We start from the raw sequence: 15,928 nt of genomic DNA on the forward strand, positions 1-15,928 counted from the left end.
CTTCTTTTAAATGAACCGGAAAGGTTCTGTATTTGTCTGTGACGGCAGGAATTCGCATTGCCAAGTCGGCTGCTGCTTGGACATATGGTCCACAACGCCCTGGATCATCACTTTTTCCACATGATGTCCTGGATCGATGACATGAAGCCCCATCGCCTCTGCATCCTGTGCGACATGGAAATACAAATCGCCTGTGACATAGACGTCCGCTCCCGCGCGCTTGGCCTGCTGGATGTATTTATTGCCATCGCCTCCGAGTACAGCCACTTTTTTGATGGTGGCATTGGGATCACCAACCATGCGCAGGGATGGAACATCCAATTGCTGTTTTGTCCAATCGGCAAATTCACTCAATGCCATCGGGGTCTCCAATGTTCCGACGCGTCCCAGCCCCATCGCAATTTCTTTGTTTTCTAAGGTAAAGACATCATATGCTACTTCTTCGTAGGGATGCGCCGCGATCATCGCTTTGATGACGCGGTCTTTTTCGTTCGTGCGGACGACAACTTCCACTTTCGATTCAGCCGTCACTTCCATTTTTCCGGCTTCTCCGATATAGGGATCCGCTTTAAAAGTCGGGCGGAAACGGCCGGTACCGGATAAGGTATAGCTGCAGTATTCGTAATCGCCGATCGCTCCGGCTCCCGCTTTGCCGAAGGCTTCACGAACGGCTTCTTCATGGCTTTCCGGAACGAAGACCGCAATTTTCACCAATTCCGCTTCATAGGTCGGAACCAGAACGCTGGTGTTTTTCAATCCCAGGGCATCCGCCAACAAGTCATTGACTCCTCCAGTTGCCACATCCAAGTTCGTGTGTGCGGCATAGACGGCAATATCGGACTTGATGATTTTTTCCATCAAGCGTCCCTGCGGAAAATCGGTCTGCAGATTTTTTAACGGACGAAAAATCGGGGGATGATGCGCAATGATCAATCCCGCGCCTTTGGCAATCGCTTCATCGACGACTTCTTCGTTGACATCCAGTGTCACCAAGACCCGTTCGATTTTCTTATTCAACGATCCTACATGCAAACCGATTGGATCGCCTTCCATTGCCAGATACTTAGGCGACCATTTCTCGAACTCTTCAATGATTTGCTGGCCATTAGGAATTTTCACGCTGCAGCACCTCTTCCACCAATTGAATTTTTTCAATCAATTCCTGTTTTTTCTCGATGATTTCCATCGTCTGGGCTGTCGCTTCCATGGAAGCGACAATATTTTTCCATTGTTCGCTTTCGCGGATCCATTTTTCCCGGAAAATCGCCGTCTTTTCTTTCAGCAGTTCCGGCCCCATCAATAATTGCTGTTGAGTCAAAAAAACAGATGACAACGTTTTTTCAAGCACCAAAATTTCATAAATCTTTTCATTTTCCTTTAATATTTCTTCTTCTCTGATGATCCAGTCGTTCGCACCAGCCCAATCACGGATGGATTTGGCATGGACATTCGGCTGCAGAATCAACCGTTCCACCCCATCAAGCCGTTCTTTCCCCTGCTCCAAAATCGAGCAGATCAACGGACCGCCCATACCTGCAATGGTGACAGCAGTAATGCCGTCTTCAGGCTGGATGGCATCAAGTCCGCTTGCCAGCCGGACATCAATCTGTCCGGTAAGGCCTTCCTGCTGTACTTGTTTCCGGGCCGATTCAAAAGGGCCTTTGACAACTTCTCCAGCAACTGCCTTGTCCGCTACTCCGTTCAATACCAGGTAACAAGGCAGATAAGCGTGATCGCTGCCGATATCTGCGACCACCGCGCCTTTAGGCACGTGATAGGCCACTCTTGTCAACCGGTGTGATAATTGTTGAGCATTCATTGAAATCCTCCTAATTTGACAGAAAAACCCTTAGCTCCAGAAGAACTAAGGGTTTTTAGATGCTATTCGAGTGATAATACCCACTCAGCCATTGCTGCTACGTTCTCTTCTGGAACAAGCCCGCCTGGCATCGTGCCTTTACCGTTGATCAAAATTTCTTCGATATCTTCTTGTGGAAGTTCAGTGCCAACTAATGATGGACCTACTCCGCCTTCATAGCTTGAACCGTGACAAGAAATACAGTTTGCCTGTGCGTGTGCTTCAGGATCGAAATCCCCTTCAGCTGTTTCTCCGCCTTCTTCACCTTCAGCAGCTTCTCCGCCGCCTTCTTCTGTTGCATGTTCTTCTGCGATTTCAGCTTCGTTGTTAACTCCTTCTATTGATAAGAAGAAAATTAAACCAATACCGAACGCCATGATTAAGATATAAGGTACAATTGCATTTTTTTGCATCCGTTACCCCTCCCTCTACTAAGTTCTGCTTTATGATATTATTCGTATCATTCATTATTGTACTGTATTATCCATGAAACGAAAAGTCTTATCAGGCAACTTTTCCTTCTTTGTGACAAAAACGGTAATTTAATTTTTATTCGTCACAGGCTGGCATAGCTTTTCCACGATACTTTCCTGATAAAAGAAATATCCAACAAAAATTTCTGCAACGATAAAAGCCCCGCATGCAGCGGGGCTTTTAAAATTCTCAGCAGCCGATCTGGCGTGCGATGACCATACGCTGAATTTCAGAAGTGCCCTCACCGATTTCCAATAATTTTGCATCACGCATATAGCGCTCTACTTCATATTCCTTCATATAGCCGTATCCCCCATGGATCTGAATGGCTTCGTCGGCCACTTCCATGGAGATTTCAGAAGCATAAAGCTTCGCCATTGAAGCCTCTTTCGTGAACGGACGTCCCTGATCTTTCAGCCAAGCAGCTTTATAGACCATATTGCGTGCCAATTCAATCTTCATGGCCATATCCGCCAGCTTGAATTGAGTCACCTGGAACTCGGATAGAGGCTTGCCGAACTGCTTGCGTTCTTTTGAATAAGCCAGCGCTTTGTTAAACGCCGCCTGGGCGATGCCTACAGCCATAGCGGCAATGCCGATACGCCCGCCGTCAAGCGTCACCAGGAACTGCTTAAAGCCGTCACCACGTTTGCCTAACAGGTTTTCTTTCGGCACCCGGACATTGTCCAACACCAATTCCGTCGTATTGGATGAATGCAGTCCCATTTTTTCGTAATTGTCGATGATGGTAAAGCCTTCAGCATCCGTCGGTACGATGATGGCGCTGATTTCCTTCTTGCCATCGTTCATACCGGTAATCGCAGTAATCGCCAAATGTTTGGCATAGCTGGCATTCGTGATATAGACCTTCGAACCATTGATGACCCAATCGTCGCCATCTTCCACCGCGCGGGTTTCAGTTCCTCCAGCATCCGATCCGGCATTGGGTTCCGTCAATCCGAAAGCACCGAATGATTCGCCGGTACAGATCGGCGCCAGGTATTTTTCTTTTTGTTCTTCAGTCCCGAATAAATTCAGCGGCGCCCCGCCAAGTGAAATATGCGCAGAATAGGTGATGCCTGTAGATGCACAGGCACGGCTCAATTCTTCTGTCACAATAGCAAAACTGGTGGTGTCCGATCCCGCTCCGCCATACTTTTCATCAAACGGCAAGCCCATCATCCCCATGTTGGACAGCTGTTTAAAGATTTCAGTCGGAAATGCTTTGGAACGGTCGCGGTCAATGGCACCTGGTGCCACCACCTTATCGGCAAATTCCTTGATGGTCTTTTTGATCATTTGTTGTTCTTGTGTCAAATCGAAATCCATTTGTGTACATCCCCTTTGTCATGAATACGCTTACAACTTTCATTATATAGGGAAAATTAAGACAAACTCAAGCTTTAACTGGAATTCCTTTTTGTCTGATTCATAAAAAAGAGCCGCTTTCCGGAAAATCCGGCAGCGGCTCAAGTCTTTTTTTCTATTCAAGGAAATCTTTCAGGCGTTTGCTACGGGAAGGATGACGCAGTTTTCGCAAAGCTTTCGCTTCAATCTGGCGAATCCGCTCGCGCGTAACACCAAACACTTTGCCCACTTCTTCCAATGTCCGCGTACGGCCATCGTCCAAGCCGAAACGAAGGCGCAGCACGTTTTCTTCACGGTCGGTCAAAGTGTCCAGCACATCTTCCAATTGCTCTTTCAACAATTCATAGGCAGCATGATCAGATGGCGATTGCGCATCCGAATCCTCGATAAAGTCACCCAAATGCGAATCATCTTCTTCACCGATCGGCGTTTCCAATGAAACAGGCTCTTGAGCGATTTTCAGGATTTCCCGCACTTTTTCAGGCAATAGGTCCATCTCTTCCCCGATTTCTTCCGGAGAAGGCTCACGGCCAAGATCCTGAAGCAGCTGGCGCTGTACACGGATCAGTTTATTGATGGTTTCAACCATATGGACAGGGATACGAATTGTCCGCGCCTGGTCAGCGATAGCACGTGTAATAGCTTGCCGAATCCACCACGTTGCATAAGTACTGAACTTGAATCCTTTTGAGTAGTCGAACTTCTCGACGGCTTTAATCAAGCCCATATTCCCTTCCTGGATCAAATCCAGGAACAGCATCCCGCGGCCGACATATCGCTTAGCGATACTGACGACCAAACGCAGGTTGGCTTCAGCAAGACGTTTTTTCGCTTCTTCATCACCTTGTTCGATCAATTTAGCCAAGCGGACTTCTTCTTCCGCTTTAAGCAGGTCGACACGGCCGATTTCTTTCAGGTACATCCGGACAGGGTCATTAATTTTGACGCCAGGCGGTACACTTAAATCATTCAAGTCGAATTTATCTTCAGTCGGTTTCATCAAGCGATCCAAATGTTCTTCATCATCGGATTTCCGCTCCAATTCGATGCCGTGGCCTTCCAGTTGATCGATAAACTCTTCCACTGCATCGGATTCCATTTCGAAAACCGCTAATTTATCGGCAATTTGTTCGTAATTGAGCTCTCCGGTTTTTTTACCTGTTTCGATGAGCTGTTTTTTCGCTTCTTCGACAGTTGCTTCCGGACCTTCAGTAGTCAATGGTACATTGCTAGCTTCAACTTCAGTTTGGCGTTCAGATTTCTCAGCCATGTGACTTCCTCCTTTAAAAAAACCGGAATTAACTTACAATGATTTCCGTAAAGCAATCACTTCTTGTGCGAGAAGTAAAGCGCGCTTAAGGTCATGCTGTTTTTCCGCTTCTTTTGATTGCTGGATTTTTAGATTGATTTGCTGTTCGACCCGATGTTTTTGCAGATGCTTTAAACAATCGGAAATTTCTTCATCCGCATGTTCCGGATCGCGTTCGGATAATGCAGTTTCCATGACAAGCTTGCGGAGTTCTGCATCCTGCAAGGTCTCCAGGAATTTATGGAAATCAGCTTTATCCCATTCTTCATAGAAACCGAGCAATTGAACGTACAGCGCCTGGAATTCCTCACTGACAAAGGGTATGCCATTGTCTTCAACCGCTAATTTATCCATAACTGACGGATCTGCCAGGGCATGCGATAAAAGTATCCGTTCCGCCCTATGCAGTGAAGTGACCCGTTTTGGCTCTTTTTTTGCCATCTTCGCTGCAGGTGCTTGTGGTTCAGGACGGTTCCGTTCGATCGTCTTGTTTTCCAATTTCCGATAATGCTGTAAGATCGCTTCTTGAGATAATCCGGTTTCCTCTGATAATTGCTTTATATATAAATCCCGCTCTAAAGGCGAGGATCTACCGGCCAGAAGTTGCAGCACTTCCTGAATATATTGCAGCAGGTCGTTTTCATACTGGAAATTCTTGTTCCTGCGGGCGTGCATCATGGCAAATGCAATAAATGCATGCGGTTTGCCGATGATCTGTTCCTTAAAGGCTTCCGCCCCTTTTTCGCGGACAAAGTCATCCGGGTCCATTTTGCCTGGCAGGACTGCCACTTCCACTTTGAAATTATCTTCATTGAGGGCGATTGCAGCGCGTTTAGCGGCTTCCCAACCTGCATCATCGCCATCGAAGCAGATAACGACTTCCTGGGCGAAACGCTTCATTTGGCGGATATGCTGAGCAGTTAGTGATGTACCCATCGTTGCTAAAGCATTGTCAACTCCTGCTTTACCCGCTGCAATGACATCCATAAACCCTTCAAACAAGATGATTTTCCGATTTTTTCGTATAGCGCTTCTGGCATGATGTACATTATAGAGCACTTGGCTTTTTTGGAAAATCGGAGATTCCGGGCTGTTCATATATTTGGCTTCCTGTTTAGTCTGCTCTAGGACCCTTCCTGAAAAGGCGATGACTTTGCCGTTTTCATTCATGATCGGAAACATGATCCTCCCACGAAATCGATCAAAATAGCCGCTTGACTGCTCACGGGCAATCGCTAATCCGCTTGTTTCGAGTTCTTCTTCGCTAAAGCCTTTTCGCTTCAGCGCCGACGCCATATAATTCCATTCCGGAAGCGACCACCCGATTTTATTTTTCTCGATGATTTCCCGGGTAAAGCCCCTATTTTCCAAATAGTCCAATGCCACTTGGCCTTCTTCCGTATTCAATAGAATATGGTGGTACATGTCCGCAGCAAACTCGTGCATCAAAATCAGTTGATGATCACTTTTTGATTGCACCGGACCGGAATCGGCAGGGGCCTGTATATCGACATCTATGCCTGAACGGCTTCCGAGTCTCGATAAAGCATCCTGAAATGTTATGTTTTCAATATCCATCAGAAAAGTGATGACATTGCCACCAGCTCCACAGCCAAAGCAATGAAAAATCTGCTTATCGGCAGTGACCGAAAAAGACGGCGTGCTTTCTCCATGAAAAGGGCAAAGGCCGAACCAATTGCGGCCCCTTTTTGTTAACTGAACATACTCACCCACGACATCCACAATATCTGTGCTGGAACGGATTTTCTCGATCACTTCTTCTGGAACTCGATTGGACATTATTTTCACCATCTTTGTTTGCTTAACTTATTTAATTCGTGATACAAAGACAAAATCCTTCATTTTTCGACAAAAAGATAAGCAAACTATTTCTGACACATTCTAAGCTAAAAAATGAATACGTATTCCAAAATAGGTAAGAGGAAAGGAGTTGAAGAAATTGCTCCATACCGCCGCTCCTCACTAAACAACAAAATGCCGATATCTCTACTCGGACATCGAGCCTGAGTCAGTTCGGCACAAGCCCTTGAATGCAGGCACGACGGCAGGCCGGGCCTGCTTCTCATCCATGAAGATAAGTGAGAAAGCGGAGTTGGATCTAGATACCCCTATCAGAATATCCCTCTTCAAACACTATTCAATTTAACTTATATAATAAGCTTTAGCCACAATTCTTCATTATAAAACGTTTTTATGAAAAAATCCACCAAAAAGAAAGAAAAACCGCCAGTACAGGTGGTTTTCCCGAAATCACTTTTGAAGTTTGCTTAATATCAGGTTGGCGGTTTCTTCTACAGCGCGATTTGTCACATCAAGGATTTCGCAACCGATACGATCCACCACTTTATGGAAATGGCCGATTTCTTCGTGGATGCGGTCCAACTTCGCATAATTGGCATCATCGTTCAATCCGAGTGCAATCAACCGCTCTTTGCGGATGCTATTGAGCTTGTCCGGTGAAATCACCAATCCAAAGCATTTTTTTGGATCTACATGGTATAGCTCATCCGGCGGATCAACTTCCGGCACCAGCGGAACGTTCGCGACCTTCAAGCGTTTATGTGCCAAGTACTGGGATAAAGGCGTCTTGGATGTTCTTGAAATTCCGACCAAGACGATATCGGCCATCAGTATGCCGCGTGGATCCCGTCCGTCGTCGTATTTGACGGCAAATTCGATGGCTTCCACTTTTTTAAAATAGTCATCATCCAATTTACGGACTAGGCCTGCTTCCTGCAGCGGAGGTGCATCGAGTTCTTTTTCCAATGCATCCAAAAGAGGGCCCATCAGATCCACTGCAGCCACGGAAAACTTAGCGGTTTCAGCCTCCATATAATTACGCAGTTCCTGGGAGACCAGCGTATAGACGATGAAGGCTTTTTGAGCAACAGCCAATTTAATGATCTCCTGCAGATGGTCGATGGAATCGATATATGGAAAGCGTTTCAGTATAGCATTTTGATCATTATTAAGATATTGGCTGATGGCCGCCTTTGCGACCAGTTCCCCTGTTTCTCCGACCGAATCGGAGACAATGAACAAACGGAGTGAATTCATAGTTGGCACCTCACAAATCGTGGTTTTCCGATAGCGATAAAAACGCACGAGTAATATTCGTTTTTGTTAATCTGCCGACGACTTTGAAGCCATCCGGCTGTTCTTCCACCACTGGCAAGGCATCGATTTGCTGATTGATCAGGCGATGCGCTGCCTGTATCAGGGATTCGTTTTTCGCGCAGTACGTGATGTTCGGCATGCGCGTCATGATGATATGTACAGGAATGCCTGTCAGGTTCTGGCTGCCCAGACTGGCACGGAGCAAGTCTTTTCTTGAAAGCACCCCGGTCAGATGCGATTTTTTGTCCACGACAAAAAGCGTGCCGACATCATCCAAAAACATCTGGCTGATAGCGTCGTATACACTGACATCTTCCCTGACGACGACCGGAATCGACTGAAAGTCTTTGACCTTCATGTTATTCATGGTGTCCGTAACATCCTGGCCCGGTTTTTTGCCCGAATAAAAATAGCCAACACGTGGACGGGCATCTAAAAAGCCTGCCATTGTCAGGATGGCTAAGTCAGGTCGTAGCGTTGATCTTGTTAAGTTTAGTCGATCCGCAATCTGTTCGCCAGTAATCGGACCATTGCCTTTGACGATCTGTAATATTTCTTCTTGCCGTTTATTGAGTTCGATTGGACTCACCGCCTCAAAATATATATATGTTATACTCAATACCAATTATTATATACTAATCAACACGATATTGCGAAGAAAACTTCGCCATGGTACAATATGAAGGAACTTAACAGAGGCAATGACGGATAGATAAGTACTGTAACAGAAGCGAGCAGGGATGGTGAAAGCCTGCAACTACAGGAAAAGGTGATCCAGAGCCATTTTTTATTTTAAGCGGGCTGCATTTTGCAGTCAATCGAGGTGGAACCGCGGGTCTTAACGTACTCGTCCTCGGACATGATGACATGTCCGTGGATGGGTACGATTTTTTTATTTTATGGAGGTAATTTTATGTCAATGGAAGATGTAGTAGCATTAGCGAAACACAGAGGATTTGTATTCCCCGGCTCTGAAATTTATGGAGGATTGGCGAATACGTGGGATTATGGCCCACTTGGCGTTGAATTGAAAAACAATATCAAAAAAGCATGGTGGAAAAAATTCGTTCAGGAATCTCCTTATAATGTAGGGTTGGACGCAGCTATCCTGATGAATCCTAAAACTTGGGTCGCTTCAGGACATGTCGGCAACTTCAACGACCCAATGATCGACTGTAAGAGCTGTAAAACCCGCCACCGCGCGGATAAATTGATCGAAGATGCATTAGACGCCAAAGGCATCGAAATGATTGTCGACGGCTTGTCTTTTGAACGGATGGCGGAACTGATCCAGGAACATGAAGTAAAATGCCCGACATGCGGCAAACAGGACTTCACAGAAGTTCGCCAGTTCAACTTGATGTTCAAGACGTTCCAAGGCGTTACAGAGGCTTCAACCAATGAGATCTTCCTGCGTCCCGAAACGGCTCAGGGAATTTTCGTCAACTATAAGAACGTACAGCGTTCAATGCGCAAGAAAATGCCATTCGGGATTGCCCAAATCGGCAAAAGTTTCCGCAATGAAATCACACCGGGCAACTTCACTTTCCGGACGCGTGAATTCGAACAAATGGAACTTGAGTTCTTCTGCAAGCCTGGTGAAGACTTGGAATGGTACGCTTACTGGCGCGATTTCTGCAAAAAATGGTTATTGGATTTGAACATTACCGAAGACAATATCCGCCTGCGCGAGCATGAGGAAGATGAACTTTCGCATTACTCGAACGCCACTGTGGATATCGAATACAAATTCCCATTCGGCTGGGGCGAGCTTTGGGGCATTGCTGACCGCACCGACTTTGACCTGAAACGCCATATGGAGCATTCCGGAGAAGATTTCAATTACATCGATCCAGCAACAAACGAACGTTACGTGCCGTATTGCATCGAACCTTCCCTAGGTGCTGACCGTGTTACATTGGCATTCCTTGTGGATGCATTCAGTGAAGAAGAACTTGAAAATGACGAAAAACGCACTGTTTTACGCTTCCATCCGGCATTGGCTCCTTACAAAGCTGCTGTTTTGCCATTGTCTAAGAAGTTGGCTGAAGGTGCAACAGAAGTCTTCTCCGACCTTGCCAAGCATTTCATGGTTGAGTATGACGAATCCCAATCCATCGGCAAACGCTACCGCCGCCAGGATGAAATCGGTACACCGTTCTGCATTACCTACGACTTCGATTCTGTCGAAGATGGCCAGGTAACCGTGCGCCACCGTGATTCCATGGAGCAGACACGCATGCCGATCGCTGAAGTACAGGCTTATATCGAAAAGCATATTCAGTTTTAATTAGAAAAGCGGAAGCACCTGTTTAGAACCGACAGGCTTAAGGTAGTTTGCCGAAGCAGCGTATTTTCAGCCGCACAGGCAATCGAACGAGCATAAGACAGACCGGTGAAGCGGCGTTTTTTGCCGCATAGCCGGGTTGGCTCATGACCCAAAGAGCTGGGCGCTGGAGTCTGGACACCGAAATGCGAAAGTGCCCATCTAGCTCTGACGGGCATAAGACAGACCGGTGAAGCGGCGTTCTTTGCCGCATAGCCGGGTTGGCTTATGACCCAAAGAGTTGGGCGCTGGAGTCTGGACACCGAAATGCGGAAGTGCCTGGTCAGTTCGGGCAGACATAAAGCGATTTCCCAACTCCTTCATTATCTAAAAGCAAAACAAAAAGAGTTGCCGAAAGACTATTCGTCTTTCGGCAACTCTTCTTTTTTCGGTAAAAATTCCGGCGTCCGCTCCAACTGCTCGAGGAACTTCCTGGACTTCAGGCGGATTCCTGCTTTTTCTTCATAAATTGTGCGGACGATTTGTTTGAGCAGGCTCTTGGATTCTTTTTTCAAAGTCAAGGAACCTACCCGCTCAATCGGCACAAAATAGAAGGTGCGGATCAGTTTCACTAAAGCCGGGCTCAAGCGGATGATGTAACGGTCGATCTGGAAGCAGCGGTGGCAGAGAAAACCCAATTCCTGAAACGAAAAGGCGAATTCCCCTTCCGTCGCTCCACAGTTTGCGCATTGATGCAGTGTAGGCGCAAGGCCTGCCGCCTGCAGCATCTTCCACTCCACAAACAAAGTGATCGCTTCCGGATCATAGCCTTCGTCAATAGCATGGAGTGCCTGATACAGCATGTCAAAAATGACGGGTTGCGGTTCATCCTGCTCGGTCAGCCGGTCAATCAGTTCGGTGACATAACTGGCATAGGCGGTCGACATGATGTCTTCCCGAATATGCCGCAAGGACTCCAATGGGTCACCTGCCTGCAAGGTTCCCATGCCTCTTCCTTTGTAGATGGAAAACGTTCCATGGGTAAAAACCTGGGTGATGGCAGCCAATCGGCTCGCGGGCTTTTTCGCCCCTCTCGCCATGCAGGTGATCTTCCCCGCTTCTTTCGTAAACAGGGTGACGATCTTATTCGTTTCGCCGTAAGGCATCGTACGAATGACAATTCCCTCTACTTGACTTTGCATGGGAAGGACTCCTTAGTATTCGTCGTCTCTGAAGCCGAAATCGCGCAGATGCATCGCTTTATTGCGCCAGTCCTTTTGCACTTTGACCCAAAGTTCCAAATACACTTTCGAGCCAAGCAGGTTCTCGATGTCTTGGCGTGCACGGGTCCCAATCTCCTTAAGGAGCGCCCCTTTTTTGCCGATGACGATGCCCTTTTGGGAGTCGCGCTCGACCATGATGGTCGCTTGGACACGGATCATGTCCTTGTTTTCGGAATCCGGCGCAATTTTTTCAATAACCACTGCAATGGAATGCGGAATTTCTTCGCGCGTCAAATGCAGGGCCTTTTCACGGATCAACTCGGAAATGATGAAGCGTTCCGGGTGGTCGGTGATTTGGTCAGCCGGGTAGTATTGTGGGCCTTCGGGAAGGCGCTCGCTGATTTTGGCCAATAGGTTCTCGACGTTATTTCCTTGCAATGCTGAAATCGGGATCGCTTCTGCAAAATCGAATTCCTTGCGGTACGATTCGATGATTTTCGGCAAATTATCCGGATGCACCTGGTCGATCTTGTTGATGACCAGAAATACCGGCACATCGATGCCTTTCAGCATATCCAGCACATAGCGGTCCTCTTTGCCGACACGGTCGACGCCGCTTGCGACAAACAATAGCACATCCACTTCACGGAACGTGTTTTTCGCAACCTTCAGCATAAAGTCACCCAATTTATGGCGGGGTTCGTTGATGCCAGGTGTATCAATGAAAATCATTTGGCTTTCATTGGTGGTCACGACGCCTTGTACTTTGTTGCGTGTGGTTTGGGGCTTGTCACTCATAATGGCAATCTTCTGGCCCACTACTCGGTTTAGGAATGTCGATTTGCCGACATTCGGACGACCGATGATTGAAATGAACCCTGATTTGAATCCGTTATTCTCTGGCTGCATATTTTAAATCCTCCGTTGAAAATGCGCCGGGAAGCAATTCACTGATAGTTGTTTCCTGGACGTCACCTTTTAAATTTGTTAAGTAAACCGGCATGTCCGGCGAGCAAAACTCGGCCAGCACCTGTCTGCATGCACCACAAGGCGATACAGGCCCCGGAGTGTCTGCAGACACAGCGAGTGCCACAAACGTCTTATCGCCTTCAGAAACAGCTTTGAACACCGCTGTGCGCTCTGCACAATTCGTCATGGAATAGCCAGCGTTTTCAATATTGCAGCCCATGTATACTTTGCCGTCAGCTGTCAGCAAGGCTGCACCGACAGGAAATTTCGAATAAGGCACATATGCATTGCTGCGTGCCGCTATCGCTTGCTTCATCAATTGTTCTTTTTCCATGTTTATCACCTCTGCGAATTTAAAACCATTTGGGTAGAAATATCAGTAATCCAATTATAGCACTTGCTGCCGCAAATACCAAAACGGCACCTGCCGCCATATCCTTGGCCTGTTTGGCAAGCGGATGCAGTTCTGCTGTCGCCAGGTCGACAACCCGTTCGATGGCCGAGTTGACCATCTCCAGCGCAATCATGCCGCCGATCAACAGGATGACCATCAGCCATTCCAAATAAGACAGCCCCGTCAACCATCCGGCGAGCACGACAATTACAGCAGCCAGAAAATGAAAGCGAATGTTTTGTTCACGCTTTAAGGCGGTCCCGATGCCTTGAGCTGCAAATTGGAAAGAGCGGAAAAATCTACGCGCCGTCATGCTTATCACGCGTGATGCCGAGTGAAACCAGGATCTCCTCTTGACGGGAAAACATTTTCTTTTCGTCTTCTTCTGTCATATGGTCGTACCCCAGCAGATGCAAAAAGCCGTGGACAGCCAGAAAGCCCAGTTCACGCTCGAACGAATGGCCGTAATCGGCGGCCTGCTCTTTTGTGCGGTCCAGCGAAATGATGATGTCCCCGAGCATCCTCGGCTCAGGTGAACCGATGATGGCTGTTTCCCCTTCTCCTAATTCTTCCATGGCAAACGAAATGACATCTGTCGGCTGATCTTTGCCGCGGTATTCGCGGTTGATGTCACGGATCATTTCATTGGTGACAAAAGTCACTGATACTTCCGACTGCCCCAATCCCTCTTCTTTTGCTGCATGCTCCAGTATTTTTTGCACAAAATCCAGTTCCTGCTGTTTCAGGCTTTCCGTTTCATCCATAAAATCGATTGCAATCATAGCAGTTCCTCCTGTCAATTGGTTTCTTTCGGATATTCGATGCGGGAATGGAAGATGCCATTCAAGGTTTCGCACATAACCGCTTTTACTTTCTTCAGCTCTTTCAAGGATATATCACATTCCTCGAATTGCCCATCCTTCAGTTTATCTTCTACAATCGATTCCACCAATTTTTTTATTTTTTCTGATGTTGGTTCCTTCATCGAACGCACGGCCGCTTCCAGGCTGTCCGCAATACAGATGATGGCGATTTCCTTGGTTTGCGGCTTTGGCCCTACGTAGCGGTAAGACTCCTCTTTGGTATCTGGATCCGTTTCTTTCGCTTTGTAATAGAAGAACTTCAATAAGCTGGTGCCGTGGTGCTGCGCCGCCACATCCACAATTTCCTTGGGCATCTTGTATTTTTTAAGCATCCGGGCTCCTTGCACACCGTGTGCGAGGATGATGTCCCGACTTTTTTCCGGCGGCAGACGGTCATGCGGATTTTCGATATTCACTTGATTTTCAATGAAGAACTGCGGCTGTTTGGTTTTTCCGATGTCGTGGTAATAGCAGCCGACTCTGGCCAGCAGGCCGTTGGCACCAATCGCTTCACAGGAAGCGTCCGCCAAATTGGCGACCATCAGGCTATGGTGATAGGTGCCCGGCGTTTCCATCAAGATTTTTTTCAATAATGGATGATTCGGATTGGACAGCTCGATCAACCGCATGGCCGACAGCATCCCGAATGCCGACTCGAAAAACGGCAGCAAACCAATTGCCAATGCACCGGACAATAAGCCCGATACAACAGCAGCTGTAAAATAAAACCCGATTTCCGACCAGCTGTATTGCGCCTGTCCGATCAGCAGGTAAAAAGCGACAAACAGTACGTTGGCCCCTGCCACCGCCAAGCTGATCTGCAGCAGGCGTCCTCGGCCGCCATCCCGATCAATCAAGTAAATAGCAGTCAATCCACCGAACAGGATATAAAGGGCGACGTCCACCTGCAAAGAGGCCGAATAGCCGCTTTGCAGCATGATTCCAGCTGCTGCACTGAGCAGGATCGTCACAAAGACAGCCGCCCGCTCATTGACCAGCAGGCGGACAAGCATACCTGCAAGCGCCGTTGGGAAAAGAAAGGCAATAACAAGATCAAAATTTCCACTGACCGCATACAATAATTTCATAAGCGAAAGCGAAATGGCGATTGCTACAATCATGACCAACAGTTCAGTCGTTTTATTTCTGTCATCTTTTTGTGAACGGGAGATTACCGTCAGTAAGAGTCCCATAGCGATCAAGACAAAAATCAATAGCCCGAGCAACGGTTTATAGTTCAGCTGCTCTTCTGTCATTCCAGCCAGTTCCAGCTGTCGATAGACTTCCCTGTCCACAATCTGCCCTTCCTGGACAAGGACCTGTCCCTGGAGTATGCGCGTTGGCTCTACACTGCTTCGCACCTGCTCCACCTGGCTAGCTGTCAGTTCCTCATTGACCAGTTCGTTCGGGATGATGCCGAAACGGCCCACAGCCACTGCCGCTTGGACCACGTCAGCCGGAATCTGTTCATTGCGCCGGATATCCTGTTCAATTTCCGTGCGGATTCGCGCGACTTCCTCAACGCGTACCGGTTCGCTCAAATAAGATTGAAGCAGCCGGTCTAATTCTTCTTGGACTTCAACGAGTCTTTCAGTCGGCAGAGACACTAAAGAATTCAACATGTCTTCTGTTAAACGGAGGCCATTTTCGCTGGTTTCCATCAAGCGCAATTCTTCCCTAAGCTCTGCAATCATCGCTTCTCGGGAAAGTTCTTCCTGCTCTTCTTCAGTTGGAGCTTTCGCATCGAGTATATAGCCGAAAAGAGATTCGATTACAGCGGATTGGTTAGCCGCAATTTCATCCATGAATTGATAGCTCGGTGCCACTTCTTCCGCTAGCCGTTGTCTTTCCAACTCAGTTTTAATCGGATCTTCTACTGTTTTTTCAGAGCGGATGGTTTCGGGTGATAATTGGAATAACCGGATATCATATGTATCTCCCTGAACGGAGTCCATCAAAAAAGCATAGAGCATCATGCCGGTCAATAAGACGCCTATCGCTATCAATTTTCGGTAACCCATTTTTTCGAAGATTTTTTGTGCTCGTTGACGCATGCCCATACACCC

15 protein-coding genes are annotated in these 15,928 nt (G+C 47.4%); 1 reads left to right on the forward strand and 14 read right to left on the reverse strand.

Features of this window, described 5'->3' with window-relative positions:
* Window positions 1-6: 6 nt before the first annotated feature.
* The 8 genes from ACRC6Q_RS10355 to ACRC6Q_RS10390 form a co-directional block, all read right to left on the reverse strand.
* On the reverse strand, window positions 7-1,119 hold the full coding sequence (locus ACRC6Q_RS10355; RefSeq protein ID WP_431466475.1) for a Nif3-like dinuclear metal center hexameric protein: 1,113 nt from the start codon (window positions 1,117-1,119) through the stop codon (window positions 7-9).
* Window positions 1,106-1,819 carry a tRNA (adenine(22)-N(1))-methyltransferase gene (locus tag ACRC6Q_RS10360; protein WP_431466476.1) on the reverse strand — a complete coding sequence of 238 codons (714 nt, stop codon included), beginning with the start codon at window positions 1,817-1,819 and terminating at the stop codon, window positions 1,106-1,108. Before ACRC6Q_RS10360 ends, ACRC6Q_RS10355 begins: the two co-directional genes overlap by 14 nt.
* Before the next feature lie 62 nt (window positions 1,820-1,881).
* Window positions 1,882-2,271 carry a cytochrome c550 gene (gene cccA, locus ACRC6Q_RS10365; RefSeq protein ID WP_223637971.1) on the reverse strand — a complete coding sequence of 130 codons (390 nt, stop codon included), beginning with the start codon at window positions 2,269-2,271 and terminating at the stop codon, window positions 1,882-1,884.
* Window positions 2,272-2,521: 250 nt separating this feature from the next.
* The gene (locus ACRC6Q_RS10370) at window positions 2,522-3,661 is read right to left on the reverse strand and encodes an acyl-CoA dehydrogenase (RefSeq protein ID WP_223637974.1); all 1,140 of its coding nucleotides are present in this window, start codon (window positions 3,659-3,661) and stop codon (window positions 2,522-2,524) included.
* A 154-nt stretch (window positions 3,662-3,815) separates the two neighbouring features.
* Window positions 3,816-4,970 carry an RNA polymerase sigma factor RpoD gene (gene rpoD, locus ACRC6Q_RS10375; protein WP_142827801.1) on the reverse strand — a complete coding sequence of 385 codons (1,155 nt, stop codon included), beginning with the start codon at window positions 4,968-4,970 and terminating at the stop codon, window positions 3,816-3,818.
* 33 nt (window positions 4,971-5,003) lie between these two features.
* Window positions 5,004-6,809 carry a DNA primase gene (dnaG, locus tag ACRC6Q_RS10380; protein ID WP_431466477.1) on the reverse strand — a complete coding sequence of 602 codons (1,806 nt, stop codon included), beginning with the start codon at window positions 6,807-6,809 and terminating at the stop codon, window positions 5,004-5,006.
* A gap of 471 nt (window positions 6,810-7,280) precedes the next feature.
* Window positions 7,281-8,087: a pyruvate, water dikinase regulatory protein gene (locus ACRC6Q_RS10385; protein ID WP_223637980.1), complete on the reverse strand. Its 807-nt coding sequence runs from the start codon at window positions 8,085-8,087 to the stop codon at window positions 7,281-7,283.
* 10 nt (window positions 8,088-8,097) lie between these two features.
* A complete protein-coding gene (locus tag ACRC6Q_RS10390; RefSeq protein WP_223637982.1) occupies window positions 8,098-8,736 on the reverse strand; it encodes a helix-turn-helix transcriptional regulator in 639 nt (212 codons plus the stop codon).
* 324 nt (window positions 8,737-9,060) lie between these two features.
* On the opposite strand from ACRC6Q_RS10390, the gene ACRC6Q_RS10395 reads away from it, so the two are divergent.
* Complete coding sequence (locus ACRC6Q_RS10395) at window positions 9,061-10,437, forward strand: glycine--tRNA ligase (RefSeq protein WP_223637984.1); 1,377 nt, start codon at window positions 9,061-9,063, stop codon at window positions 10,435-10,437.
* 395 nt (window positions 10,438-10,832) lie between these two features.
* Here the strand turns inward: ACRC6Q_RS10395 and recO are convergent, their stop codons facing one another.
* The 6 genes from recO to ACRC6Q_RS10425 are packed head-to-tail and all read right to left on the reverse strand — an operon-like array spanning window position 10,833 to window position 15,916.
* Entirely contained in the window at window positions 10,833-11,615 is a 783-nt protein-coding gene (recO, locus tag ACRC6Q_RS10400; protein ID WP_431466478.1) for a DNA repair protein RecO, read from the reverse strand.
* A gap of 12 nt (window positions 11,616-11,627) precedes the next feature.
* Complete coding sequence (era, locus tag ACRC6Q_RS10405) at window positions 11,628-12,545, reverse strand: GTPase Era (protein WP_223637988.1); 918 nt, start codon at window positions 12,543-12,545, stop codon at window positions 11,628-11,630.
* A complete protein-coding gene (locus ACRC6Q_RS10410) occupies window positions 12,529-12,939 on the reverse strand; it encodes a cytidine deaminase (protein ID WP_223637990.1) in 411 nt (136 codons plus the stop codon). The genes era and ACRC6Q_RS10410 overlap by 17 nt, the downstream gene beginning before the upstream one ends.
* 19 nt (window positions 12,940-12,958) lie before the next feature.
* Complete coding sequence (locus ACRC6Q_RS10415) at window positions 12,959-13,312, reverse strand: diacylglycerol kinase family protein (RefSeq protein ID WP_223637992.1); 354 nt, start codon at window positions 13,310-13,312, stop codon at window positions 12,959-12,961.
* On the reverse strand, window positions 13,299-13,781 hold the full coding sequence (gene ybeY, locus ACRC6Q_RS10420; RefSeq protein ID WP_223638007.1) for an rRNA maturation RNase YbeY: 483 nt from the start codon (window positions 13,779-13,781) through the stop codon (window positions 13,299-13,301). Before ybeY ends, ACRC6Q_RS10415 begins: the two co-directional genes overlap by 14 nt.
* Window positions 13,782-13,795: 14 nt before the next feature.
* Window positions 13,796-15,916, reverse strand: coding sequence for an HD family phosphohydrolase (locus ACRC6Q_RS10425; RefSeq protein ID WP_223638010.1), 2,121 nt, complete (start codon window positions 15,914-15,916; stop codon window positions 13,796-13,798).
* Between the last annotated feature and the right edge of the window lie 12 nt (window positions 15,917-15,928).

This window comes from Planococcus sp. SE5232 (genome assembly GCF_050686535.1).
GTDB lineage: Bacteria > Bacillota > Bacilli > Bacillales_A > Planococcaceae > Planococcus.

Bases quoted from the DNA above. Each gene is read 5' to 3' on its own strand.
- ACRC6Q_RS10360 (WP_431466476.1), bottom strand. From the start codon at position 1,819: ATGAATGCTCAACAATTATCACACCGGTTGACAAGAGTGGCCTATCAC.
- ACRC6Q_RS10410 (WP_223637990.1), bottom strand. From the start codon at position 12,939: ATGGAAAAAGAACAATTGATGAAGCAAGCGATAGCGGCACGCAGCAAT.
- ybeY (WP_223638007.1), bottom strand. From the start codon at position 13,781: ATGATTGCAATCGATTTTATGGATGAAACGGAAAGCCTGAAACAGCAG.
- ACRC6Q_RS10425 (WP_223638010.1), bottom strand. From the start codon at position 15,916: ATGCGTCAACGAGCACAAAAAATCTTCGAAAAAATGGGTTACCGAAAA.
- rpoD (WP_142827801.1), bottom strand. From the start codon at position 4,970: ATGGCTGAGAAATCTGAACGCCAAACTGAAGTTGAAGCTAGCAATGTA.
- ACRC6Q_RS10370 (WP_223637974.1), bottom strand. From the start codon at position 3,661: ATGGATTTCGATTTGACACAAGAACAACAAATGATCAAAAAGACCATC.
- recO (WP_431466478.1), bottom strand. From the start codon at position 11,615: ATGCAAAGTCAAGTAGAGGGAATTGTCATTCGTACGATGCCTTACGGC.
- dnaG (WP_431466477.1), bottom strand. From the start codon at position 6,809: ATGTCCAATCGAGTTCCAGAAGAAGTGATCGAGAAAATCCGTTCCAGC.
- cccA (WP_223637971.1), bottom strand. From the start codon at position 2,271: ATGCAAAAAAATGCAATTGTACCTTATATCTTAATCATGGCGTTCGGT.
- ACRC6Q_RS10395 (WP_223637984.1), top strand. From the start codon at position 9,061: ATGTCAATGGAAGATGTAGTAGCATTAGCGAAACACAGAGGATTTGTA.
- ACRC6Q_RS10415 (WP_223637992.1), bottom strand. From the start codon at position 13,312: ATGACGGCGCGTAGATTTTTCCGCTCTTTCCAATTTGCAGCTCAAGGC.
- ACRC6Q_RS10385 (WP_223637980.1), bottom strand. From the start codon at position 8,087: ATGAATTCACTCCGTTTGTTCATTGTCTCCGATTCGGTCGGAGAAACA.
- era (WP_223637988.1), bottom strand. From the start codon at position 12,545: ATGCAGCCAGAGAATAACGGATTCAAATCAGGGTTCATTTCAATCATC.